Source organism: Amaricoccus macauensis (assembly GCF_014201905.1).
GTDB lineage: Bacteria > Pseudomonadota > Alphaproteobacteria > Rhodobacterales > Rhodobacteraceae > Amaricoccus > Amaricoccus macauensis.
Genome location: NZ_JACHFM010000003.1, coordinates 648,587 through 671,008, shown reverse-complemented (window position 1 = coordinate 671,008; position 22,422 = coordinate 648,587). Strand labels below are relative to the sequence as shown.

General features: G+C 68.6%; 17 protein-coding genes. 8 read left to right on the top strand and 9 right to left on the bottom strand.

Annotated features, from left to right (window positions below; all coding sequences use genetic code 11):
* Nucleotides 1–124: 124 nt before the first annotated feature.
* The 6 genes from HNP73_RS16955 to HNP73_RS16930 form a co-directional block, all read right to left on the bottom strand.
* The gene (locus tag HNP73_RS16955) at nucleotides 125–1,312 is read right to left on the bottom strand and encodes a phage major capsid protein (protein ID WP_184152332.1); all 1,188 of its coding nucleotides are present in this window, start codon (nucleotides 1,310–1,312) and stop codon (nucleotides 125–127) included.
* A 32-nt stretch (nucleotides 1,313–1,344) separates the two neighbouring features.
* Nucleotides 1,345–1,905, bottom strand: coding sequence for an HK97 family phage prohead protease (locus HNP73_RS16950; RefSeq protein WP_184152329.1), 561 nt, complete (start codon nucleotides 1,903–1,905; stop codon nucleotides 1,345–1,347).
* Between the two features lie 13 nt (nucleotides 1,906–1,918).
* The gene (locus tag HNP73_RS16945) at nucleotides 1,919–2,161 is read right to left on the bottom strand and encodes a GTA head formation protein, RCAP_rcc01685 family (RefSeq protein ID WP_184152326.1); all 243 of its coding nucleotides are present in this window, start codon (nucleotides 2,159–2,161) and stop codon (nucleotides 1,919–1,921) included.
* A 3-nt stretch (nucleotides 2,162–2,164) separates the two neighbouring features.
* Nucleotides 2,165–3,346, bottom strand: a complete 1,182-nt coding sequence (locus HNP73_RS16940; RefSeq protein ID WP_184152323.1) for a phage portal protein — start codon at nucleotides 3,344–3,346, stop codon at nucleotides 2,165–2,167.
* A gap of 83 nt (nucleotides 3,347–3,429) precedes the next feature.
* Nucleotides 3,430–4,743: a DNA-packaging protein gene (locus tag HNP73_RS16935; RefSeq protein WP_246399870.1), complete on the bottom strand. Its 1,314-nt coding sequence runs from the start codon at nucleotides 4,741–4,743 to the stop codon at nucleotides 3,430–3,432.
* Nucleotides 4,730–5,020 (bottom strand): hypothetical protein, encoded by a 291-nt coding sequence (locus HNP73_RS16930; protein ID WP_221288728.1) that lies wholly within the window; start codon nucleotides 5,018–5,020, stop codon nucleotides 4,730–4,732. Before HNP73_RS16930 ends, HNP73_RS16935 begins: the two co-directional genes overlap by 14 nt.
* Before the next feature lie 282 nt (nucleotides 5,021–5,302).
* Between HNP73_RS16930 and HNP73_RS16925 the strand changes: the two genes are divergently transcribed.
* The 3 genes from HNP73_RS16925 to mscL all read left to right on the top strand — a co-directional run bounded on the left by HNP73_RS16925 (nucleotide 5,303) and on the right by mscL (nucleotide 9,961).
* Nucleotides 5,303–6,979 (top strand): calcium-binding protein, encoded by a 1,677-nt coding sequence (locus tag HNP73_RS16925; RefSeq protein WP_184152315.1) that lies wholly within the window; start codon nucleotides 5,303–5,305, stop codon nucleotides 6,977–6,979.
* Nucleotides 6,980–7,082: 103 nt separating this feature from the next.
* Nucleotides 7,083–9,476, top strand: a complete 2,394-nt coding sequence (pheT, locus tag HNP73_RS16920) for a phenylalanine--tRNA ligase subunit beta (RefSeq protein WP_184152700.1) — start codon at nucleotides 7,083–7,085, stop codon at nucleotides 9,474–9,476.
* Between the two features lie 71 nt (nucleotides 9,477–9,547).
* Nucleotides 9,548–9,961 carry a large-conductance mechanosensitive channel protein MscL gene (mscL, locus tag HNP73_RS16915; RefSeq protein ID WP_184152312.1) on the top strand — a complete coding sequence of 138 codons (414 nt, stop codon included), beginning with the start codon at nucleotides 9,548–9,550 and terminating at the stop codon, nucleotides 9,959–9,961.
* A gap of 294 nt (nucleotides 9,962–10,255) precedes the next feature.
* On the opposite strand, the gene HNP73_RS16910 is transcribed toward mscL, so the two are convergent.
* Both HNP73_RS16910 and HNP73_RS16905 read right to left on the bottom strand, forming a co-directional pair.
* A complete protein-coding gene (locus HNP73_RS16910) occupies nucleotides 10,256–11,251 on the bottom strand; it encodes a zinc-dependent alcohol dehydrogenase family protein (RefSeq protein WP_184152309.1) in 996 nt (331 codons plus the stop codon).
* A 1-nt stretch (nucleotide 11,252) separates the two neighbouring features.
* Nucleotides 11,253–13,307 carry an NAD(+) synthase gene (locus HNP73_RS16905; RefSeq protein ID WP_184152306.1) on the bottom strand — a complete coding sequence of 685 codons (2,055 nt, stop codon included), beginning with the start codon at nucleotides 13,305–13,307 and terminating at the stop codon, nucleotides 11,253–11,255.
* Between the two features lie 152 nt (nucleotides 13,308–13,459).
* On the opposite strand from HNP73_RS16905, the gene fabF reads away from it, so the two are divergent.
* Together fabF and mltG are read left to right on the top strand one after the other, a co-directional pair.
* Nucleotides 13,460–14,722: a beta-ketoacyl-ACP synthase II gene (gene fabF, locus HNP73_RS16900; protein WP_184152303.1), complete on the top strand. Its 1,263-nt coding sequence runs from the start codon at nucleotides 13,460–13,462 to the stop codon at nucleotides 14,720–14,722.
* A gap of 10 nt (nucleotides 14,723–14,732) precedes the next feature.
* Nucleotides 14,733–15,854, top strand: coding sequence for an endolytic transglycosylase MltG (gene mltG / locus HNP73_RS16895; RefSeq protein ID WP_184152300.1), 1,122 nt, complete (start codon nucleotides 14,733–14,735; stop codon nucleotides 15,852–15,854).
* A 44-nt stretch (nucleotides 15,855–15,898) separates the two neighbouring features.
* Here the strand turns inward: mltG and HNP73_RS16890 are convergent, their stop codons facing one another.
* The gene (locus tag HNP73_RS16890; protein ID WP_184152297.1) at nucleotides 15,899–16,984 is read right to left on the bottom strand and encodes a hypothetical protein; all 1,086 of its coding nucleotides are present in this window, start codon (nucleotides 16,982–16,984) and stop codon (nucleotides 15,899–15,901) included.
* Between the two features lie 183 nt (nucleotides 16,985–17,167).
* On the opposite strand from HNP73_RS16890, the gene HNP73_RS16885 reads away from it, so the two are divergent.
* The 3 genes from HNP73_RS16885 (at nucleotide 17,168) to HNP73_RS16875 (ending at nucleotide 22,405) form a co-directional block, all read left to right on the top strand.
* Complete coding sequence (locus HNP73_RS16885) at nucleotides 17,168–17,947, top strand: DUF2189 domain-containing protein (RefSeq protein ID WP_184152294.1); 780 nt, start codon at nucleotides 17,168–17,170, stop codon at nucleotides 17,945–17,947.
* A gap of 103 nt (nucleotides 17,948–18,050) precedes the next feature.
* A complete protein-coding gene (locus tag HNP73_RS16880; RefSeq protein ID WP_184152291.1) occupies nucleotides 18,051–21,662 on the top strand; it encodes a hydantoinase B/oxoprolinase family protein in 3,612 nt (1,203 codons plus the stop codon).
* Nucleotides 21,663–21,799: 137 nt separating this feature from the next.
* A complete protein-coding gene (locus tag HNP73_RS16875) occupies nucleotides 21,800–22,405 on the top strand; it encodes a nitroreductase family protein (RefSeq protein ID WP_221288727.1) in 606 nt (201 codons plus the stop codon).
* The last annotated feature ends 17 nt before the right edge of the window (nucleotides 22,406–22,422 follow it).

Genomic DNA, 22,422 nt, shown 5'->3' with positions numbered 1-22,422 from the left:
GCCCGACGATACTCAAAAGCACACCCCCGCACCGCCCGAGCGGAGGGAGGAGCAGCAGACTGGAAAGATGCGGGGGTGTGCCACCGCCCCCGGTCGCCCGGGACCGGATCCCTGCGGCGCGGCCTCAGGCCGTCGCGAACTTCAGAAGCTTGATCGCGGCAAAATCGGAGACGTCACCGCCGATCCGCTTCGTCGCGTAGAAGAGCACGTGCGGCTTGGCCGAGAACGGATCACGCAGGATCCGCAAGTCAGGCCGCTCCGCCACGGTGTACCCCGCGCGGAAGTCACCGAAGGCAATCGCATAGGCGTTCGCCGCGATGTCCGGCATGTCCTCGGCGATCAGCACCGGATAGCCCATGAGCCGCGCCGGCTCCCCGGCCGCGAGCCCGTCCGACCAGAGAAACCGACCGTCCGCGTCCTTCATCTTGCGCACGGCGCCGGCGGTCTTCGAGTTCATCACGAAGGTCGCGTTCGCCCGGTAGCGCGCGCCGAGCGCATAAACCAGATCGACAACCGCATCCGCCGGTTCCGTCGCACTGAAGTCCCCGGCTGCACCGGTCGGCACGTAGCCGAGCGAGCCCCAGGCAAAGAGGTCATTGTCGACCTTGGGATACTTCAGAAACCCCGTCGGCTTGTCGACGCCGTCGCCCTTCACGAAGGCTTCAGCCTCCGCCCGGCTGAACTTGTCGGCGATCCGCTGGGCTAGCCAACCCTCCACATCGAAAGCCGAGTCGTCGAGCAGCCGCTGGCTCGCCTTCGGCAGCGCCGAAAGCTCGTGGAGCGGAATGGAAATCCGGTCCACCTGCGGCGTCCCGGTCTCGGCCACCGAAGACGTCTCCGTCGCCCAGCCAGAGCCGATGTCGGTGTGGTCGACCAGCACATCGAAGGCACTTGCCTCGACCGTCACCACGTTCGCGATCGTGCGAAGCGATGCCGAGGAGCGCAGCACCCCGACGATGTCCGCCGCCGTTTGCGGGTCGATGAGATAGCCGCCGTCGGCGGCCACCGCCGTCGACATCGCTTTTTCCTCGACGCCAAGGCCGCGCAGCGCGCCCTCTTCCCCCGAACGGAGGTAAGCGCCGAAGGCCTTCTTGTGGGGCGCATCCTCGGCAGCACGCGCGAGCGGGGGGCGGGACATGGCGATTGATTTGCGGTCGAGCATGGCCAGACGGGCTTCCTGTTCCTTGATCTTTGCTTTCACTTCGGACTGAAATGAGTTGAATTCCCCAAGGAAACCGGCGATTGCCGCCTTGACCTCCAGGGCGCCATGACCGGCGGCGCTCGCCTCCGGTTTCGCGTCAGCGTTCTGCATCGATGCCTTTCCTTGAGCTTCCAGATGGCGTCTCACGCCAGCATCTGCCTCGCCTCGCGGAAGGTCTCCGCCAGGGTCCGCGCCAGATCGGGATCGAGGTCGACGGAATCGGCCCCTACCCGCGCTTCGGGGAGCATCGGGAAGGTGACGAGCGACACCTCCCAGAGCTCGATCTCGTGCAGGAGCCGCCGACCTCCGGCCGTCTTTTCCGCACGCACCGTGCGGTAGCCGATGGACAGCCCGTCGATGGCACCCGCTTCCATAAGCACATGCGCCTCACGCCCGGCCTGCACGTCGAGGAGCAGCCGCCCCTTCACGTAGAGACCGCGCGCGTCCTCACGCACTTCATCCCACACGCCGATCGGCTTCGTCGGATCGTGCTGCCACAGCATCTTCACACCCGACCCCGCCGTGGCGAGCCGCCGCAGCGAAACCGAATAGGCACCTGCCTGCACCACGTCCCCGCCCTGATCCGCGGCACCGAAAAGGCTCGCATACCCCGCGATCGCTGCCCCCTCGGTCAGCGCCAGCGCGCCGTCGAAGCTGCAGAACTTCGTCTCGAGCGGGCAGGACCCGCCACTCCGATAGCTCATCTCCAACCTTCCCTCAGGATGTGGACATCGACAGCAGCCCGTAGGCGATGTCGACAAGGATCAGCGACGCCGCGCCGTAGACCGCGAGCCAGATCCGCTTCTCCAGCCGATCGAGCGAAACCTCGATGTGCAGGAGCCGCCTCTCAAGCTGCCCCCAGCGTTCTTCCTGAATTCTCTCGTGAACCTCGATCCGCGCCGAATTGACGTCGAAGGGCTCATACAAGAAGCGCGAGCCGCCGCCGCGAACCGTGGCCACGCATCACTCCCCCTGAACCTTCGGCAACCCGAGCAACTGCCGCTTCTCGCCTTCGCTCAGGAAGCCCGCGTCACTGATCCGCCGCCAGAGCGCCTCGCGCTCCTCGGCAAGCGCCGGAACATTGTCCTCGTCCACCTTGAGCTGGAATCCGGCACCGTAGAACCCGGGCAGCCACCCAGACAGCGCCGCCAGCGTCTTGGCGACGAGCGGCAGCACCGTCAGCCGATAGAACGCCCGGTGCGCCTCGGAATAGTTCGCGTAAGTGTTGTCGCCGGGCAGGCCGAGAAGCATCGGTGGAACCCCGAAAGCCAGCGCCACGTCCCGGGCGGCCGCCTCCTTCGTGCGGTGAAACTCCATGTCCGACGGCGAGAACCCCATGGGCTTCCAGTCGAGCCCACCCTCGAGCAGCATCGGCCGCCCGGCATTCCGCGCCCCTTGATGGTGCGTCTCGAGTTCCTCGACGAGTCTCGCGTACTGGTCTGAGCCGAGTGCGCCCTGCCCGTCCACGCCCCGATAGACGATCGCCCCGGACGGCCGCGCCGCATTGTCGAGCAGCGCCTTCGACCAGGTGGCCGCCGAATTGTGCACGTCGATTGCGGCCGCGGCCGCCGCCAACGGTGTCAATCCGTAGTGATCGTCCTGCGGATGGAACGCCTTAACGTGCAGAACCGGCACCCGCTCGGCCCGCATGTCAAAGACATGCTTCCGCCCGCCCGCACTGTACTCGTAGGCAACCGGCCAGCCGTCCGGCCCGGGCACGACCTTCATCCGGTCCGAGCGCAACGCGTAAAGCTCGCGCGGGCCGCCCGACTCGACGATCCCCGCGGCTTCAAGATACCCGTCTCCGGAGATCAGCAGGTTGCCGTAGAACGCTTCCATCAGTGCGGCGCCGCCCTGCCCCGGGTTCGGCGCGGCCAAGAGATCAATCACCGGATGCACATCGAAACGCCGGTCGGCGTCCTGCGCCACGACCGGGACCGCCGCCGCCGCCTCCGCAATCACCTTGACGCATCGAAAGGCCACCGGGTTTCCCAGGAAGCCGATCCGCGTCAGCGTGCCCACATCGCGAGACGACCATGCCGCCCGTCCGGCACCCTGAAATGCGACCACAGGCGAGCTTGCAGCCGCCGACGCCTTTCGCTCCGGCGACTCCGCGTGAGCGGACCGGAACATTCGCAACACCATACGCTTGGCTCCTGAATTGCCACGGCCGAAAGACGGTGCGTCCGGCTCGGCCCCAACGAGAACGCCGATACGCCCTTGCGACGTCAGAGCGCCCTGATCGCCGGGCCGCCTGCACGCCACTCGTGCGCCGGCCAGACAATGAGTTCGGTGAGCGCCCAGACCAGCGCATCCACCCGATCCGGGCTCCCCTTGCCGCGAAAGCCCTTGACCGTCATCGCCGTCATCTGATCCTCGAGCGCGCGAAAGACGTGCCGGTGCCGCACCCGCCCCTGCTCGTAGAGCAGCGCCACGGGCTCGGCCCGCACCGACTTTGCCTTGGTCGCCCTGACCGAAGCGATCCGAACCGAGGGATCGGTTCCCCGAACCATCGTCGCCACCATGTCGCCGCCCTGATTGACCTCGGCGACCATCCGGTCCGCGCCATATTCGTGATAGACCGCAATCGCGCGATCCACCCAGTCCCGCGGCGACGCCGGCAAGCTGTGATCGGCAATCACCTCCGCAGTCCAGTGATGCGGCGTTCCCTGCTGCCGCACGCCGACGACCACGATTCCGCAGATGTCGCCGTCCTTCGTCATGGACGGGTCGACCGCCACGATGATCCTGTCCGACTCACCCTCGGAGGGCACCCGGGTCGCCTCGATCATGTCCCAGGTCCAGAGCGCCCCGTCGACATCCGTCACGAACTCACCGTCAAGCTCCTGCCGCTCAACCCTGCTTCCGGCAAATCTGCCGAGCACCGTCTCGAGAAAGCCCTTCGCGAGATGCATCCGGTTCGCCGCCGTCGAGGCGCGGGTCAGCACGGTGCCCTTCGCCGCGACGAGCGACTGCAGGAACGCCGTCGTCTTCGGCGTCGTGGTGACGAGCGCCCGTGGCTGCTCCCCGAGCCGAAGCCCGAGTTGCAGCATGTCCCAGGTGCTCTCCGCCTTCTTCCACTTGCCGACCTCGTCGCACCAGGCGCCGTCAAATTGCGGGCCGCGCAGGCTTTCCGGGTTCGACGCGGAGAAGACCTGCGCCACCGCGCCGTTCGGCCAGACGAGCCGCTTCCGGCTCGCCTGCCAGTCTGGCCGCCGATCAGGCGGCGAGCACGCGAGGATGCCGGATGGCCCGAAGACCATCACCTCGCGTGCGTCGTCGATCGTATCGCCAACCAGGGCGACCCGGGACATCCGCCCCGGGTCGCCCGGCTTGCCCCCTTCGACCATCGCGCGGATCCATTCTGAACCCGCGCGGGTCTTGCCTGCCCCCCGGCCGCCCAGGATGACCCAGGTCGTCCAGTCTCCCTCGGGAGGCAGTTGATGCCCCTCGATCGCCCAATGCTCGAAGAGCCAGGGGAGCGAGAGGAGGGCATTCGGACTCAAGCCGTTGAGAAACGCCGCCAGCTCACCCTTCGGCAAGCCAGACAGCAAGTCTCTCAGCGATTTCTGCGCGTGCGGCATCGAGGTCGAGTTCGCTCGCCCCGTCGGCCCACGCCTGCTTTCGCTTTCCAAAACTCGCCTCGAGATCAAGGACCGTCTGCAGGGCTTTGCGGTGGGAGGCGAGAGCGGACTCCACCTCCTTCCCGGTTTCCTTGGCGTCGCCGGCGGTCATGCCGGCGTCCGCCTTCAGTCTCGTGATCAACCCGCGCAACGCCACGGACAGATCACGGTACAACTCAAGGGACGCCTCCAGCATGCTGGTGGAAGCGCCCCGGTCGAAAGCTGCGGTCGTCATTAGAGTGAAGATGCCCTGGCTGCTCCGCCCGGGCGAAAAAAGCAAACGGCAGGCCGCGTTCTCGCGCCTGCCGACCCACTTCTTCCAGCTTGCCCTTTATATACCTTGGGGAGATCGCTGTGTCAATAGCTAAATCATAGCGTGCAATCACTCATCCATCCGCCGACCCGCCTCCCCCGGTTGACCGTCCCGACAACAGCATCCAACAATGGGACCGGTGGATGCTTCGGGGGGAGCTTGCCCATGTCGCGCGAGATCATTGCCAACCAGATCACCGCTGTGGGTCAGGAGCACCCGGACATCGCCGCCACTGCCGACGGCGGTTTCATCCTGACCTGGGACAGCTACCTTCAGACCGACGACTACGACACGACCTACGTGGCGTCCCGCAGCTTCGACGCCGGCGCCCGTGCCATCACCGCCGAATCGGTCGTCTACGGCACGCCGGACGGCGCATCGGTCGATCCCCACATCACGGCTCTGCCCGACGGCGGCCACACCATCGTCTTCGCTCACTCGAACGATGGCATTCTCGGCCAGAAGGCCGCCGCCGCCGCGAGCTTCACCGGGAGCGGCGCCTCGCGCGGGGTCTGGAACGCCGACAGCATTGGTCTCGACGACATCCGCATCGTCGACGTCGCCACTTCCCCCACCGGCCGGCAGCTGGCGGTATTCTCCGGCACCGATCCGTCTGCCGGGTCGTTCGACGACCGCATCTACGGGCGGTGGATCGGCCGGAACGGCCAGCCGATCGGCGAAGATTTCGCCATCAGCGGCCATCCCCGCCACACTCAGGACGACGCCGAAATCGTCACCCTCGCCAACGGCAATCTGCTCGTCTCCTGGCAGCTCAGCTTCTACAAGACCGAGCCCGTCACTCTCCACGATACCTATGCCACGATCCTGTCGCCGAGTGGCCGCGTGATCCGCGATGACTTCCGCGTCGCTGCCGGAGGCGACGAAGCGGCCGCGACCGGGCTGTCGACCGGTGGTTTTGCGCTCGTCCACAACGAAACCCGGCTCGGCGACCACCTGAGCGACCCGTCCTCCTTCGGCTTCACCCTCCAGCTCTTCAACGCACGCGGCAACGCAACCTCCCGGGTCATCGACGTCGCTTTCATCGACTCCGTGCCCCGGAACGCCGACGTGGTGCAGCTCGTCACCGGCGAGATCGTCGTTGCCTGGCAACAATCAGGCACCCTCGACGCCTACGACGACGTGGTCGGACGCATCTTCGACGCGAACGGGCGCGCGCTCAGCAGCGTGTTCAACCTTGCCGAATACCGGTGGGAAGAGCAGGAGGCGCCGCGCCTCGCCGCGCTCACCGGCGGCGGCTTCGCCGCCACCTGGACCTCCTACGGCAACGACGGCGAGGACGAAGGCATCGCTGCCCGCACCTTCGGCAGCGGCACCGCCGGAAACGACCGCCTCAACGCCGGCGCCCTGCACATGATGGCGGGGCTCGCCGGAAACGACCGCATCCTCGGCACCCCCGGCGCCGACCATCTCTACGGAAACGCCGGCAACGACGTCCTTGTCGGCCGCGCTGGCGCGGACTTTCTCTCCGGCGGCCTCGGCAGCGACCGCCTGACCGGCGGAGCCGGCGCCGATACCTTCGTCTTCGATCGCCGCCCCGGGCCCGGCAACGTCGACACCATCACCGACTTCGACGCCCGCGCGGATTCAATCGCCCTCGATGACGCGATCTTCTCGTCGCTCCGCCCCGGCGTGCTCCGGGCCGCCGCCTTCCACGCCAGCACCTCCGGCATCGCCCACGATCCCAATGACCGTATCCTCTACGACACCACGTCGGGAGAGATCTTCTACGACGCCGACGGATGGCGCCGCGGACCTGCCGTCCACATCGCCACGCTGACCGACCATCCCGCGCTCGGCGCCGCGGACTTCCTCATCATCTGAGCCACCCGGCCCCGCCCACGGAGTCCGTGGAACTCGGGGCTTTCCCTTCCGCGGCCCATCCCGTATGTCCGCGACCTATCGCAAGACCCGGGGCACGCCACCGATGAAGTTCACCCTCGCCTGGCTCAAGGAGCACCTCGACACCTCCGCCTCGCTCGAGGACATCACGTTTGCGCTCACCGACCTCGGCCTCGAGGTGGAGGGCGTGACGGACCCCGCCGCGCGGCTGGCCGCCTTCACCGTCGGCGAGGTACTCGACGCCACGCCGCACCCGGACGCGGATCGCCTCCGGGTCTGCCGCGTCATGACCGTCGACGGCGAGACGCAGATCGTCTGCGGCGCACCGAACGCCCGCGCCGGCATCAAGGTCGTCGTCTCGAAGCCCGGCGACTACATCCCCGGCATCGACACCACCATCAAGGTCGGCAAGATCCGCGGCGTCGAGAGCCACGGCATGATGCTCTCCGAGCGCGAGATGGAGCTCTCCGACGAGCACTCCGGCATCGTCGAACTCAGCCCCGACGCACCCGTGGGCGCTCGCTACATCGACGTCCGCGCCTTCGATCCGGTGATCGAGATCGCCGTTACCCCGAACCGCCCGGACGCCCTCGGCATCGCCGGTATCGCCCGCGATCTCGCCGCGCGCGGCCTCGGACAGCTCAGGACGCCGGCCATCGAGCCCGTCCCCGGCACCTTCCCCTGCCCCGTCGCCGTCTATCTCGCACCCGACGTGGCGACCGAAGCCTGTCCGCTCTTCGCCGGCCGCCTGATCCGCGGCGTGAAGAACGGCCCCTCGCCGCAGTGGTTGCAGGAGCGACTGCGCGCCATCGGCCTCCGGCCCATCTCGGCGCTGGTCGACATCACCAACTTCCTCACCTTCGACCGCAATCGGCCGCTCCACGTCTTCGACGCCGACAAGCTCAACGGTCCGCTCACCGTGCGCCTTGCCCGCTCGGGCGAGACGCTGCGCACTCTCGACGGCAAGGACTACACCTTCGACGGCACCGAGACGGTGATCGCCGACGCCACCGGCCCGGACAGCATCGGCGGCATCAAGGGCGGCCTGCGCACCAGCGCCACGGAACTGACGACGAACGTCTTCATCGAAGCCGCGTACTTCGACCCGATCCGCACCGCCCGCACCGGACGGCGGCTGAACGCCACCTCGGATGCGCGCTATCGCTTCGAGCGCGGCATCGACCCGGCCTTCACGCCCGTCGGCCTCGAACTCGCGACGCGCCTCATCCTCGACATCTGCGGCGGCGAGCCCTCCGATGTCGAGATCGCCGGCGCGGTCCCCGCCACCGGGCGCCGCCACCGCTTCGACCCGGAGCGCGTCGTCCGCCTCGTCGGCATGGAGATCCCCGAGGCCGAGCAGGTGCGCATCCTCGAAGCGCTCGGCTTCGCCGTCGACGGCCGGGAGGCGATCCCGCCGAGCTGGCGCCCGGACATCCTCGGTGACGCCGACATCGTCGAGGAAATCGCCCGCGTCGCCTCGCTCAGCAAGCTCGAAGGCAAGCCGCTCACCCGGCCGGCCGGCGTTGCCCGGCCGATCATGTCGCCGATGCAGCGCCGCGAGCGCGATGCCCGTCGTCGCATCGCCGCCCTCGGCTTCAACGAGTGCGTCACCTACAGCTTCATCGACCGCAAGGCGGCCGAACTCTTCGGCGGCGGTGCCGAGGAAGTCCGCCTCGAAAATCCGATCAGTTCCGAGATGAGCCACCTGCGGCCGAACCTGCTGCCGGGACTGCTGCGTGCCGCGGCCCGCAATCAGGCGCGCGGCTTCGCGGATCTCGCGCTCTTCGAGATCGGCCCGGGCTTCCCGGGCGGCGAGCCGGGGGAGCAGATGCTCTTCGCCTGCGGGATCCGCGTCGGCGCGACCGCGCCACGCGATCCCATGGGCACCCGCCGCCCCGTCGACCTCTGGGACGCCAAGCGTGACGTCGAAGCGGCCCTCGCCGCCATCGGCGCACCGGCGAGCCTGATGGTCCGCCGCGACGTTCCCGGCTGGTTCCACCCGGGCCGCTCGGCCATCCTCTCCCTCGGGCCAAAGACCAAGGTCGCGGTCTTCGGCGAACTGCACCCGAAGGTGCTCGCGGAGCTCGACGTGAAGGGTCCCGCCGTCGCCTTCGCGATCCGCCTCGAAGCCGTGCCCTTCCCGAAGACCCGCACGACGACCCGCCCGCCGCTCGTCGTCTCCGACTTCCAGCCGGTGGAGCGTGACTTCGCTTTCGTCGTCGATGCGCGCGTTGAGGCAGAGGCGATCCTGAAAGCTGTCCGCGCGGCCGACAAATCTCTGATCGGTGCCGCGAGCATCTTCGACGTCTTCGCCGGTCCCAAGGCCGAAGCGCAGATGGGCGACGGGAAGAAGTCCGTCGCGGTCAGCGTCCGCCTGCAACCGACCGACCGGACCCTCACTGACGCCGAGATCGAGGCGGTCGCGGCAAAAGTCGTCGCAAGCGTCACGAAGGCGACCGGCGGTAGTCTGCGGACCTGACGCAGGCGGCTTGCAGCCTGTCGCGGGGGGCGGTACGTGGATTCATTGGATCTTGGGAGAGGGAGAAGCCAATGATCAAGGAATTCCGCGACTTCATCGCGCGCGGCAACGTGATGGACCTGGCTGTGGGTATCATCATCGGTGCCGCGTTCACGGCAATCGTCACCAGTCTCGTCAATGACCTCATCAATCCGCTGATCGGTTTCGTCATCGGCGGAATCGACTTCTCGAGCTACCAGCTCATCCTCGGTGAGGGCGATCACGCGGCAACCTTCCGCTACGGTGCGTTCCTGACCGCGGTCATCAACTTCCTGATCATCGCCTGGGTGGTCTTCCTGCTGGTCAAGGGTGTGAACAGGGCCCGCAACATGGTCCCCAAGGAAAAGGCTCCCGATGAGCCCAAGGGCCCGACCCAGGAAGAGGTGCTGATCGAGATCCGCGACCTCATCCGTGACGGCGCCAAGCCCGCCGCTCCGACGGTCTGAGCGAAAAAGAAAGCCCGCACGTCCGTTCTCACGGACGTGCGGGCTCTCCTTGATCCTCACTCACGCGCGCAGCCATGGCTGATGCCGGAAACGGATCGGTCGCGTTGCAGGCGCCGCGCCAGGCCGCCGAAGCACCAGACGCGTGCACTCTTCCTCCCTGCGTCGCCCCTGGTTCGAGGCCTTCTGCCGGTTTCCCCGGTGTCGAAATTGATAGCCAGCGCCGCCATGCCGGGCAAATGCAATCGGCGGCCTTTCACATGACGATTTTGACATGGACGACAGCTCGCGGCCCGGTCACCTGCCGGGATCGATCAACACCTTTACATCGCCCGGCCGTGCCGGTGCCGCGATGACTTCGGACGCATCGGTGAGCGAGACCGTTCGCGATACGAGCGGCGCGACCTCGACGGCTCCCGAAGCGATGAGTGCGACGGCCCGCGTCGTCGTGAACGGGTTGATGAAGGCGAAATCAAGCCGGATCTCGCGGAACAGCAGGTCGAAAGGCTCGATCGGCACCGTGGCACCCTGAGCGAGCACACCAAGGACGACCACCCGTCCCCCGGCGCGCGCCAGCGATGGTGCCGCCGCGACAGTCGCGGGCACGCCGGCGCACTCCAGGACGAGATTGGCCCCGTCCGGCCAGATCGCGCGCGCCGCCTCCGGCGTCGGGGCTGTGGCGCACGCTCCCAGCCGGGACCCGAGCGCGCGCTTGCCCTCGCTCCGGGTGAGGAGCAGCACCTCGGCACCCGAGAGACGCGCGAGTTGCAGCGCCAGCAGGCCAATCACTCCACCCCCCAGCACGATCACCCGTTCGCCCGGGCGCGGCGCCCCAACGTCAACGCCGTGGAGCGTACAGGCGAGCGGCTCCGCAAAGGCACCTTGGGCGAGGTCCAGCCCCGCCGGCAACGGCACGGCCTTCCACGCCGGAAAGACCGCGTATTCAGCGAAGCCGCCGTCCCGGTGGATGCCCGTCGCGACATTGCGGGCACAGAGGTTGACCCGGCCGCGGTTGCACGCATCGCAAGTGCCGCACCAGGTGTTCGGATCACAGGCCACCGGCGTGCCGACCGCCAACCCGACCCCCGCGCCCACCGCCTCGACGGTGCCGGAGAACTCGTGGCCGAGCGTGACCGGCGGCCGGCTCGGGAACTCCCCGAGATAGAGATGGCGGTCGGTCCCGCAAATACCGGCGGCGGCGACCTTCACCAGAACCTCGCCCGGTCCGGGTGCGGGCATCGGCACCTCGACGCAGGCGAGCTCACCCGGCGCGAGAAGACGAACCGCACGCATGTCACGCCTCCGGGACATTGCGCGCCAGCTCGTCGAGCCACGGCCGCGCGGTGGAATCCGATGGTGCTCGCCAGTCGCCACGCGGCGAGAGCGCGCCCGCCGACGATACCTTCGGGCCGTTCGGGATCGCCGACCGCTTGAACTGGCTGAACGCGAAGAAGCGCCAGAGAAAGACTTCGAGCCACTTCCGAATGGTGGCAAGGTCATGGGACCGCCGGGCGTCCCTGGGGAAATCCGCCGGCCAGAGCCCCGCCTCCGCATCGCGCCACGCATGCCACGCGAGGAACGCCACCTTCGAGGGCGCATGCCCCCAGCGCATGACCTGATGCAGGAAGAAGTCATGCAATTCGTAGGGGCCGATCTTTGATTCCGTGCTCTGGATCGCACCGCTTGCGTCGGCAGGAACAAGCTCGGGCGAGATCTCGGTGGCGAGGATCGCCTCGAGCACCCCGGCGGTCTCCGCATCGACTTGCGTGCGCGCGGTCCAGCGGATCAGGTACTGGATGAGGGTCTTCGGCACGCCGCAGTTGACGGCATAGTGGCTCATCTGGTCGCCGACGCCGTAGGTGCACCAGCCGAGCGCCAGCTCGGAGAGATCACCCGTGCCGACCACGATGCCGTTCCGCTGGTTCGCGAGACGGAACAGGTAGTCGGTCCGAAGCCCGGCCTGCACGTTCTCGAACGTCACGTCATAAGCCGGCTCACCGTCCGCGAAGGGATGCCCCAGGTCGGCGAGCATCTGCCGGGCGGCTGGTCGGATGTCGATCTCGTCGCCGGTGATCCCGGTCGAGCGCATGAGCGCCCAGGCGTTCGATTTCGTCCCGTCGCTGGTGGCGAAACCCGGCATGGTGAACCCGAGGATCGCCGTCCGCGGCAGCCCGAGCCGGTCGCACACCTTGGCGGCGACGATCAGCGCGTGGGTCGAATCGAGCCCACCCGAAATGCCGATCACCAGCGTCTTCGACCCCGTCGCCTGAAACCGGCGCGCAAGCCCCTCGACCTGAATGCTGAACGCCTCGTAGCAGTCTTCCTCGAGCTTCTCCTGCCGGTTCGGCACGAACGGAAAGCGACGGATCCGACGCATGAGGCCGATGTCGCGAAACGACGGACGATGCTCGAAGCCGATACGCCGGAACGGCCGCGCGAGCCCCTCGGCGGCATCGTTGAACGTGCCCGTGCGCAGGCGCTCGGCGAGCACACGGCCAACGTCCACGTCGGCGATGGTGAGGCCCGGCTCGAGCGGAAACCGCTCGGACTCCGCAAGCAGGTCGCCAAGCTCGTAGATCACCCCCTGCCCGTCCCACGCGAGATCGGTCGTGCTCTCCCCCGGACCGGCCGCGGCGTAGACATAGGCTGCGACCGCGCGCGCCGATTGCGAGCGGCAGAGCAGATGCCGCTCGTCGGACTTGCCGATCGTGCTGTTCGATGCCGAGAGGTTCGCAAGGATCGTCGCACCGGCGAGCGCGCCATCGGACGAGGGCGGATGCGTCGCCCAGAAGTCTTCGCAGATCTCCGCATGCACCACAAAGCCCGGCAGGTCGGTCGCCTCGAACAGCAGATCGACTCCGAACGGCGCCTCGATGCCGCCAACGCGGATCGAGCGTCCGACGACGCCCCGGCCATGGGCGAACCACCGCTTCTCGTAGTACTCGCGGTAGTTCGGCAGATAGGACTTCGGCACCACCCCCAGCAGCCGCCCCCGCGAGATCGCGAGCGCGCAGTTGTAGAGCCGGCCCTCGTGACGCAGCGGCGCGCCGATGAGAAGCAGCGGCGTCAGCCCGGAGCTCTCCTCGACCAGCGTCGCGACCGCCGCCTCAACCGCATCGAGAAGCGCGGTCTGCATCAGCAGATCGTCGATCGCGTAGGAAGAAAGCGCGAGTTCGGGGAAAACCACGAGATCGACGTCTGCCGCCGATGCCCGACGCGCCTCGGCGAGGATGGCATCGCGGTTGAAGGCGACATCCGCCGGCAGCACGCGGGGGGTGCTCGATGCGACCCGTACGAAGCCATGACGGTGCATGGCATAGAACTGCGTCGGCTCCGTTGCGTCGACCATGCGCTCTCCCCGGCTCGCGAATGTCCGAGAGGTACTGCCTCGAACGCGCGGGGTCGAGCGACAGATTTCCAATGGAGTCCCCGACGAGCAACGAGGCTTGTTCGCCCCGGCGATTTCGCGGTAAACGGGGCCGGATTTTGCGGAGGGCATCGATGCGGCGAGTGGTGATCACCGGAATGGGCATGGTCTCGCCGTTGGCGAACGGTGTCGAGGAAACCTGGTCCCGGCTCATCGCCGGCAAGTCCGGCGCCGGCCGGATCACCCTCTTCGATCCGAGCCACCTGCCGACGCAGATCGCCTGCGAGGTGCCGCGCGGCGACGGCTCGAACGGGACCTTCAACGCCGACGACTGGCTGGCCCCCAAGGACCAGCGCAAGGTCGACAACTTCATCCTCTTCGCCATCGCGGCTGCCGAGCAGGCGCTCACCGACGCGGACTGGAAGCCCGAGGACGAGGCGGAGCGCGAGCGCACCGGCGTCATCATCGGCTCCGGCATCGGCGGGCTCGCGACCATTGCCGAGACGTCGATCACCCTGAAGGAAAAGGGGCCGCGGCGCGTCTCGCCGTTCTTCATCCCCGGCAGCCTCATCAACCTCGGCTCCGGCCAGGTCTCGATCCGCTACGGCTTCAAGGGCCCGAACCACTCCGTGGTGACCGCCTGCTCCACCGGCGCGCACGCGATCGGTGACGGCATGCGCCTCATTCAGCACGGTGACGCCGACGTCATGGTCGCCGGCGGCGCCGAAGCGGCGATCTGCGAACTCGGCATCGCCGGCTTCAACGCCTGCAAGGCGCTCTCGACCGGTTACAACGACACGCCTGAACGCGGCAGCCGCCCGTACGACAAGGGGCGCGACGGCTTCGTCATGGGCGAAGGCGCCGGCGTCGTGGTGCTCGAGGAATACGAGCACGCCAAGGCCCGCGGCGCGAAGATCTATGCCGAGGTCGTCGGCTACGGACTTTCCGGCGACGCCTATCACATCACCTCCCCCGCGCCGAACGGCGAAGGCGGCTTCCGGGCGATGACCGCGGCTCTCAGGAACGCCGGGCTGACGCCCGAGGCCATCGACTACGTGAACGCCCACGGCACCTCGACGCCGGTTGGTGACGAGATCGAGCTTGGCGCCGTCGTGCGGCTTCTCGGCGATCACGCGGGCAAGGTGACGATGTCGTCCACCAAGTCCTCGATCGGCCATCTGCTCGGTGCGGCCGGCGCCGTCGAGGCGATCTTCTGCGCGCTGGCAATCCGCGACAACGTGGCGCCGCCGACGATCAACCTAGACGAGCCCTCCATCGAGACCGCGCTCGATCTCGCACCGTGGAAGCCGGTGGAGAAGCAGATCGACGTGGCGCTGTCGAACTCCTTCGGCTTCGGCGGTACCAACGCTTCGCTGGTGCTCCGGCGGGTGGAGTGAGCACGGGACGATGATGCGACACGTCGCCGCCAACGCGCTGACGCTCGTCATTGTCGGGCTGGTGGTGCTCTTCGGCCTGATCACCTGGGGGCAGTCGCAGTTTCGCGCGGCAGGCCCCCTGACCGCACCCGTCGATTTTGTCGTCGACAGGGGCGAGACCTTCGCCAGCGTCTCCGACAAGCTGATGTCACAGGGGGTGGTGCGAAATGCCACCATCCTGCGCATCGGCGCGCGCTACGCCCATCTCGATGGCGGTCTGAAGTTCGGCGAGTACCAGATCCCCGCCGGCGCTTCGATGGAAGACGTCCTGAAGCTCCTGAACACCGGCGGCAATGTCGTCCGGCAGATCGTCGTGCCCGAGGGGCTGACCAGTGCGCAGGTCGTGGCGATGATCAACGCGCGCGAAGACCTCGTGGGCGACGTGACGACGGTACCGCCCGAAGGGATGCTGGCACCGGCCGGCTATGACGTGCAGCGCGGCGATGACCGGAACGCGCTCCTCGGCCGCATGCAGGCGGAGCAGGAGCGCATCCTTGCGGCCGCGTGGGACAGCCGGGCGCCCAACCTGCCCCTGAAGTCACCCGAGGAACTCCTGACCCTCGCCTCCATCGTCGAGAAGGAAACCGGAGTGCCGACCGAGCGGGCGCGCGTCGCGTCGGTCTTCGTCAACCGGCTGAACCGCGGGATGCGGCTCCAGACCGACCCGACGGTGATCTATGGCATCACCGGGGGGGCGGCACCCCTCGGGCGCGGTCTTCGCGCGAGCGAGCTTTCCGCCCCGACGCCCTACAACACCTACGTCGTCACCGGCCTGCCCCCGACGCCGATCGCCAACCCCGGCGCCACGGCGATCAACGCGGCGGCGCATCCGGAGGCCACGGACGACATCTTCTTCGTCGCCGACGGCACGGGCGGCCACGTGTTCGCCCGGACACTGGACGAGCACAACCGCAACGTGGCGACGTGGCGCCGGATCGAGGCGCAGCGCATCGCCGAGGAACGGGCGGCGGCAGTGGCGGCCGAGAACGCCGCACCCGAAGCCGACCCCGCCGATGCCGGCACACCCGATGGGGGCGCAAGCCCCGAAGGCGCGCCCGGCGAGGTCAACGGACCGATGCCACGCCAACCGTGACGACGAGAGGGGCCCGACCGCTCCGGTCCGGCTCGTGTCCGCTCTCAGACGTTGAGGAAGGCCCGGTTGAACGGCACCGCCTCGCACCGTCCACTGACGTCCACGAGCGCCAGCTCCCCGTCGCTCAGCACGATCTCCGCGATCTCGCTCCAGCCCTCGGGCAGCGGGATCGCACCCAGCGCATACCGCACGTCCACCCGCCCACCGAGGGCAACGGCGGTCCGGTAGCCGGCCCGCGTCAGATCGTTGTCGCCGCCCGAGACGGTCGGTCCGTCGCCGAAATGCGAACAGGTCTCCTCGATCCCCAGCACCGCCTTGTGCCGCGAGGACCACGGCGCGTAGCGCCGCCCGCCGTTGCTCATCCAGAGCGAGGTCTGGCCAAGCACGCTCGCATCCTTCACCGCGAAGAAGACGAAGCCGTCGACCTTCGCCACCGCCGCCGACCAGCCGATCTGCGCGTCCGGCGGGTCGAACAGCGTCAGGAAATCCTCCTGCCCCTCGCCCCAGGGATACCGGCTGAGGTCGCGGCGCGTGCCATCGGCGAGCCCGACGTCCGTCAACGCCTCGAAGCGTTGCGGATAGGCGAGGAGCGAGCGCCCGCGCTCCGGATCTCCCTCCTGCGGCGTCGTCGGCGTCGCGCCGAAATCCTTGGGCGAGAAACTGAGCCGCGCCCCGCCGGGGACCCGGATCATCGCGTGGTGCGCGATCGGCAGCCGCCCCGCCCCGCCCCGCAGCACGTGCCGCTGGTAGACGACCGGATGTCCCGGGCAGACCGTCACCTCCTTGGTCACGGCTGCACCCTGCACCAGCTCGCCCAACTCCAGCCGCGCGGTCTTCGCACCATCCTCGCCGATGTCGATGCCGCCGAGCTGCCAGTGTCCGTTCGCCGGCCAGCCGTGCGCCGGGATGTCGGGATCATCGGTCCGCCCGAACGGCGCGCAAAAGAAGTCGCCCTCGAGGACCGCGAGATGCGGCGCCGCGTCCGCGGGTACCTCACTTGGCCGACCGACCCACGGCGCCCGGTGCAGCGGCGCGATTCGCCGGCCGCCCCGTTCGATCACCAGATCGGCGAGGATGCCGCACCGCGGCTCGACCGACAGCGAGATACCTTCCACGGCCAGACGATGCATCGGCGGCTTCCTCTTCGCTCGTTGCGCTGACAGAGCGAAACGGCACGAAACCTTGCGCCATGTCAACGCGCTGCACCCGCCACTTCGGGCAAGTCACACTCAACGCCGTTGCGAGGCTCGACGTCTGCGCCGGTTGCGGTAGTCTGGCAGGGTGGCCGCCAGACGCCCCGAGAGGAGACGCCCATGAGCCCGACCGCCGACCTTCAGGCCTTCCCGCGGCCAACCGTCCGCCGGATCTCCTCCGACGACGTTTATGCCGCGCTCTCCGCCGGTTGGGCTGACTTCCGCGCCGTGCCCCGCTTCGGGCTGTTCTTCGGCGGTGTCTATGCTGCCGTTGGCATCGCGATCTTCCTGCAGCTCTGGGTCGTGCAGCATTCGCTCTGGATCATCCCCTTCTCCTTCGCCTTCCCGCTCGTCGGCCCCTTTGCCGCGGTCGGGCTCTACGAGGTCAGCCGACGCCGCGAGACCGGTGAGGTCCTGACCTGGCCCGCGATCCTCGGCGTCGTCTGGAACGCCCGCAATCGCCAGATCCCGATGATGGCCTTCGTCGCCCTCGCCGGATTTCTCACCTGGATGTGGACCGCGGGGATGCTGACGCTCCTCTTCCTCGGTCGCTCGAACATCGGGTTCGTCGATATCGACGCCGTCCTTGCCAGCAACAGCGGCATCGCGCTCCTGATCGTCGGAACCCTCGCTGGCGCCGGCATCGCCTTCGTGCTCTTCGCGCTCACCGCTGTCTCGCTGCCCATGCTCGTCGACCGGGATCTCGACTTCGTCACCGCCATGGTGACGAGCTTCGAGGCCGTGACGAAGAACCCGCAGGCCATGCTGCACTGGGCGTGGATCATCATCGGACTCCTCGCCGTCGCCATGGTGCCGTTCTTCCTCGGCGTCGTCGTTGCGCTGCCAGTACTCGGTCACGCGACCTGGCACCTCTACCGCCGGGTGATCACTCCAGACTGAAGAATCTTGTAAGTAATCGTCCGCTTCACTCCGCTCGCGCTTGCATCCGACCTCAGCCCGTGGTGACAGTCGCCTCGGGTTCAACTGAGGGGGGAGAAGAGCCATGTCGGCGTGGGATTTCTGGATTGACCGCGGCGGTACGTTCACCGACATCGTCGCCCGCGACCCGGACGGCCGCCTGCATCGCGCGAAGCTCCTCTCCGAGAACCCCGAGCGCTACGAGGATGCCGCGGTGCATGGCATTCGCCAGTTCCTGGGCCTCGACGCCGCGGCGGCAATCCCGGCCGAGCGCGTCGCCTCGGTCCGCATGGGCACCACGGTCGCCACCAACGCGCTCCTTGAGCGCCGCGGCGAGCCCGTCGTCCTTGTGACCACCCAAGGCCTCGGCGACCAGCTTCGCCTCGCCTATCAGAACCGCCCGCGGCTTTTCGACCGCCACATCGTGCTGCCGGAGATGCTCCACTCCCGCACGATCGAGGCCCGCGAGCGCGTGCGGGCGGACGGCACCGTCGAGGTTCCCCTCGATGGGGCGCATCTCGCAGCCGAGTTGGCCGCCGCCCGCGCGGCGGGCTTCAACGCCTGCGCCATCGTCTTCGTCCACGGCTACCGCCACACCGACCATGAGGCGCGCGCCGCCGAACTCGCCCGCGCAGCCGGCTTCACCCAGGTCTCCGCGAGCCATGCCGTCAGCCCGCTGATGAAGATGGTGAGCCGCGGCGACACCACCGTCGTCGACGCCTACCTCACCCCGATCCTGCACCGCTACGTCGACCGGGTCGCCGCTGCCTTCGACGGCGACATGGGCGCCAAGCTCATGTTCATGCAGTCCTCGGGCGGCCTCACCGCCGCTGACCGCTTCGACGGCAAGGACGCGATCCTCTCCGGCCCGGCCGGCGGCGTCGTCGGCGCGGTCCAGACCAGTGCCATCGCCGGCGAGAAGCGCATCATCGGCTTCGACATGGGTGGCACCTCCACCGACGTCTGCCACTACGCCGGCGAGCTTGAACGCGTGCTGCGCAGCGAGGTTGCCGGCGTCCGCGTGACGGCTCCGATGATGATGATCCACACCGTCGCCGCCGGCGGCGGCTCGATCCTCGGCTTCGATGGGGCGCGCATGCGCGTCGGGCCGGAGAGCGCCGGTGCCGACCCCGGCCCCGCCTGCTACGGCCGTGGCGGCCCGCTCGCCGTGACCGACGCCAACGTGCTCACCGGCCGGCTGCGGCCCGAGTTCTTCCCGGCGATCTTCGGCCCCGACGCCGACCGCCCCCTCGACGTCGCGGCCACCCGCGCCGCTTTCGAGACGATCGCCGCCGAGATCGGCCGCGAGCCCGAGGCCGTGGCCGAGGGTTTCCTGAAGATCGCCGTCGAGAACATGGCAAACGCCATCAAGAAGATCTCCGTCCAGCGCGGCCATGACGTCTCGGGCTACTGCCTGACGGTCTTCGGCGGCGCCGGAGCGCAGTCCGCCTGCGCCATCGCCGACACCCTCGGGATGGAAACCTGCCTCATTCACCCCATGGCCTCGCTTCTCTCCGCCTACGGCATGGGCCTCGCCGATATCCGGGCGGTCCGCGCCCGGGCCGTCGAGGCGCCGCTCGACGACGAGGGACGCATGACGGCGGCTGCCGTTCTCGACCATCTCGGCTCCGACGCGGACATGGAGGTCGCCTCCGAAGGCGTGCCCGCCACGGCGATCCGCCTGCGCCAGATCGTCCACCTGAAGGTGAAAGGCACCGACACCGCTCTGCCGGTCGCCTTCGGCACGGTCGCCGAGCTCAAGGCCCGCTTCGCCGAGGCCCATCGCGCCCGTTTCGGCTTCGACCCGGGCGACGCGCCCCTTGTCATCGAGACCGCCGAAGCGGAGGCGATCGGCACCGCGAACTCCATCGAGGAGCCGGTCCTCGCCGAGAGCGAGCGCGCCGAAAGCGCCTACGGGACCGCGCTCACCGCGCCGGTCTGGCTGGCCGGTGGCTGGCGCGACGCGCGCTTCGTGCATCGCGAGGTGCTCCGGCCCGGCGACACCCTCACCGGGCCGGCGGTTCTCGTCGAGCCGCACACCTCGATCCTCATCGAACCGGGCTGGCAGGCGCGGATCACCGCCCACGACCACGTGCGCCTCGTGCGCGTCGAGCCGCGCCCGACGACCCACGCGATCGGCACCGAGGCCGACCCGGTGATGCTCGAGGTCTTCAACAACCTCTACATGTCGATCGCCGAGCAGATGGGCGCGGTCCTCGAGAACACCGCCGCGTCCGTGACGATCAAGGAGCGCCTGGACTTCTCCTGCGCCGTCTTCGACGCCGAGGGTGATCTCATCGCCAACGCGCCGCACATGCCGGTGCACCTCGGCTCCATGGGCGCGTCGGTCAAGGCGATCATCGCCCAGAACCCCGATATGGCCCCCGGTGACGTCTTCGTGCTGAACGCCCCCTACAACGGCGGCACGCACCTGCCTGACATCACGGTGGTTCGCCCGGTCTGGGACGACGCCGGCACGCGCGTGCTCTTCTTCACCTCCGCGCGCGGCCACCACACCGACGTGGGCGGCCTGACGCCGAGCTCGATGCCCCCCGACAGCCGCACGATCCACGACGAAGGCGTCTACATCGACAACTGGACCCTCGTCTCCCGCGGCCACTTCCGCGAGGCGGAGACCCGCGAACTCCTCGGCTCGGCGCGCTATCCGGTCCGCGCGCCAGAGACGAACCTCGCCGACCTCCGCGCCCAGCTTGCCGCCTGCGAGAAGGGCGCACAGGAGCTTGGCCGCATGGTGGCCGACTTCGGCCTCGCCACGGTCGAGGCCTACATGCGCCACGTGCAGGCGAACGCCGAGGAATGCGTCCGCCGCGCCATCGAGGCGCTCTCGGACGCGGAATACGTCTACCCGATGGATCCCGACTTCGACGGGCGCCCCCGCGAGATCCGGGTCAGGATCACCGTCGATCGCGCGGCGCGCTCGGCGACGATCGACTTCACCGGCACGACGGCGGAGCTCGCCACCAACTACAACGCGCCGGAGCCCGTGACGCGCGCGGCGGTGCTCTACGTCTTCCGCTGCCTCGTCGACGACGACATCCCGATGAACGAAGGCGTCATGAAGCCGCTCGACGTCATCCTGCCGCCCGGCACCATGCTCTCGCCGCGCTATCCCGCAGCGGTGATCGCCGGCAACGTCGAGACCAGTCAGGCTGTCACCTCGGCGCTCTTCCTCGCCCTCGGGGTGCAGGCCGCGGCACAGTCAACGATGAACAACACCACCTGGGGTGATGACCGGCTGCAATACTACGAGACCGTCTGCGGCGGCACCGGCGCGGGGCGGCTCTCTGACGGGTCGGGGCACCCGGGGACGTCGGGCGTCCAGTCGCACATGACGAACTCGCGCCTGACCGACCCGGAGGTGCTGGAATGGCGCTATCCGGTCGTGCTCGACACCTTCGCGATCCGCACCGGCTCGGGCGGGGCGGGGCGTTTCCCGGGCGGCGACGGCGTGGTGCGCCGCATCCGGTTCCTCGCGCCGATGACGGTGGCGATCCTCTCCGGCCACCGGGTGGTGCCCCCGCCCGGGCTCGGCAGCGGTGAGCCCGGCGCCTGTGGCCGGACCCGCATCGAGCGCGCCGACGGGCGGATCGACGAGCTGCGCTCGGCCGACCGTACCGAGGTCGCGCCCGGCGACGTGTTCTCGCTCGAGACTCCGGGCGGCGGCGGCTACGGCTGATCCTCTCGGATCATGGTGGAACGGCGGCATTGTCTCCGGTTCGGAGACAATGTCTTTCCGGATTGAACGGTTCAGTTTTGCGCTGCGACTGCGTATCTATGCCGCAACAGCGAAACATCCGTCCGAAAGCGCACGCCATGAACCAGATCGCCCGCATCACCAGCCGCACCTCCGAGCATCCGATCGACCCGCTCTTCATCGACCGGTGGTCGCCGCGCTCGTTCGACGGCACCCCGCTCACCGAGACGCAGATCCTGACGATCCTCGAAGCGGCGAGCTGGGCGCCGTCGGCGTTCAACGCCCAGCCCTGGCGCTTCATCTACGCCCTGAAGGGCACGCCCGAGTTCGACCGGCTGCTCGACCTGCTCGTCGAGTTCAACCAGTCGTGGGCCCGGGACGCGGGCGCGCTGGTCTTCATCGTGTCGCGCACCCATTTCGACGCCACTGACGACGCCGAGGCCAAGCCGATCTACAGCCACTCGTTCGACGCCGGCGCAGCCTGGGGCCAGCTGGCGCTGCAGGCGCATCTGCTCGGGCTGCACGCCCACGGCATGACCGGCCTCGACTTCGCCCGCATCCCCGAGGCGCTCGGATTGCCCGAAGGCTACCGCATCGAGGCCGCGGCCGCGATCGGCACCAAGGCGCATGCGGACCGTCTGCCCGAGGCGCTCCGCGCCCGCGAGGAGCCGAGCCCGCGCCGGCCGCTCGCCGAGATCGCCTTCCACGGCGCCTTCGCCGCCTGAGCCTTGCAGCGACAGGA

Excerpts from the sequence above, each read along its gene's own strand:
- HNP73_RS16950 (WP_184152329.1), bottom strand. The coding sequence starts at position 1,905 with ATGAGCTATCGGAGTGGCGGGTCCTGCCCGCTCGAGACGAAGTTCTGC.
- HNP73_RS16885 (WP_184152294.1), top strand. The coding sequence starts at position 17,168 with ATGAGCCCGACCGCCGACCTTCAGGCCTTCCCGCGGCCAACCGTCCGC.
- HNP73_RS16880 (WP_184152291.1), top strand. The coding sequence starts at position 18,051 with ATGTCGGCGTGGGATTTCTGGATTGACCGCGGCGGTACGTTCACCGAC.
- fabF (WP_184152303.1), top strand. The coding sequence starts at position 13,460 with ATGCGGCGAGTGGTGATCACCGGAATGGGCATGGTCTCGCCGTTGGCG.
- HNP73_RS16940 (WP_184152323.1), bottom strand. The coding sequence starts at position 3,346 with ATGGTGTTGCGAATGTTCCGGTCCGCTCACGCGGAGTCGCCGGAGCGA.
- HNP73_RS16875 (WP_221288727.1), top strand. The coding sequence starts at position 21,800 with ATGAACCAGATCGCCCGCATCACCAGCCGCACCTCCGAGCATCCGATC.
- mscL (WP_184152312.1), top strand. The coding sequence starts at position 9,548 with ATGATCAAGGAATTCCGCGACTTCATCGCGCGCGGCAACGTGATGGAC.
- HNP73_RS16910 (WP_184152309.1), bottom strand. The coding sequence starts at position 11,251 with ATGCGTGCGGTTCGTCTTCTCGCGCCGGGTGAGCTCGCCTGCGTCGAG.
- HNP73_RS16930 (WP_221288728.1), bottom strand. The coding sequence starts at position 5,020 with ATGCTGGAGGCGTCCCTTGAGTTGTACCGTGATCTGTCCGTGGCGTTG.
- pheT (WP_184152700.1), top strand. The coding sequence starts at position 7,083 with ATGAAGTTCACCCTCGCCTGGCTCAAGGAGCACCTCGACACCTCCGCC.
- HNP73_RS16890 (WP_184152297.1), bottom strand. The coding sequence starts at position 16,984 with ATGCATCGTCTGGCCGTGGAAGGTATCTCGCTGTCGGTCGAGCCGCGG.
- HNP73_RS16925 (WP_184152315.1), top strand. The coding sequence starts at position 5,303 with ATGTCGCGCGAGATCATTGCCAACCAGATCACCGCTGTGGGTCAGGAG.
- mltG (WP_184152300.1), top strand. The coding sequence starts at position 14,733 with ATGATGCGACACGTCGCCGCCAACGCGCTGACGCTCGTCATTGTCGGG.
- HNP73_RS16955 (WP_184152332.1), bottom strand. The coding sequence starts at position 1,312 with ATGCAGAACGCTGACGCGAAACCGGAGGCGAGCGCCGCCGGTCATGGC.
- HNP73_RS16905 (WP_184152306.1), bottom strand. The coding sequence starts at position 13,307 with ATGGTCGACGCAACGGAGCCGACGCAGTTCTATGCCATGCACCGTCAT.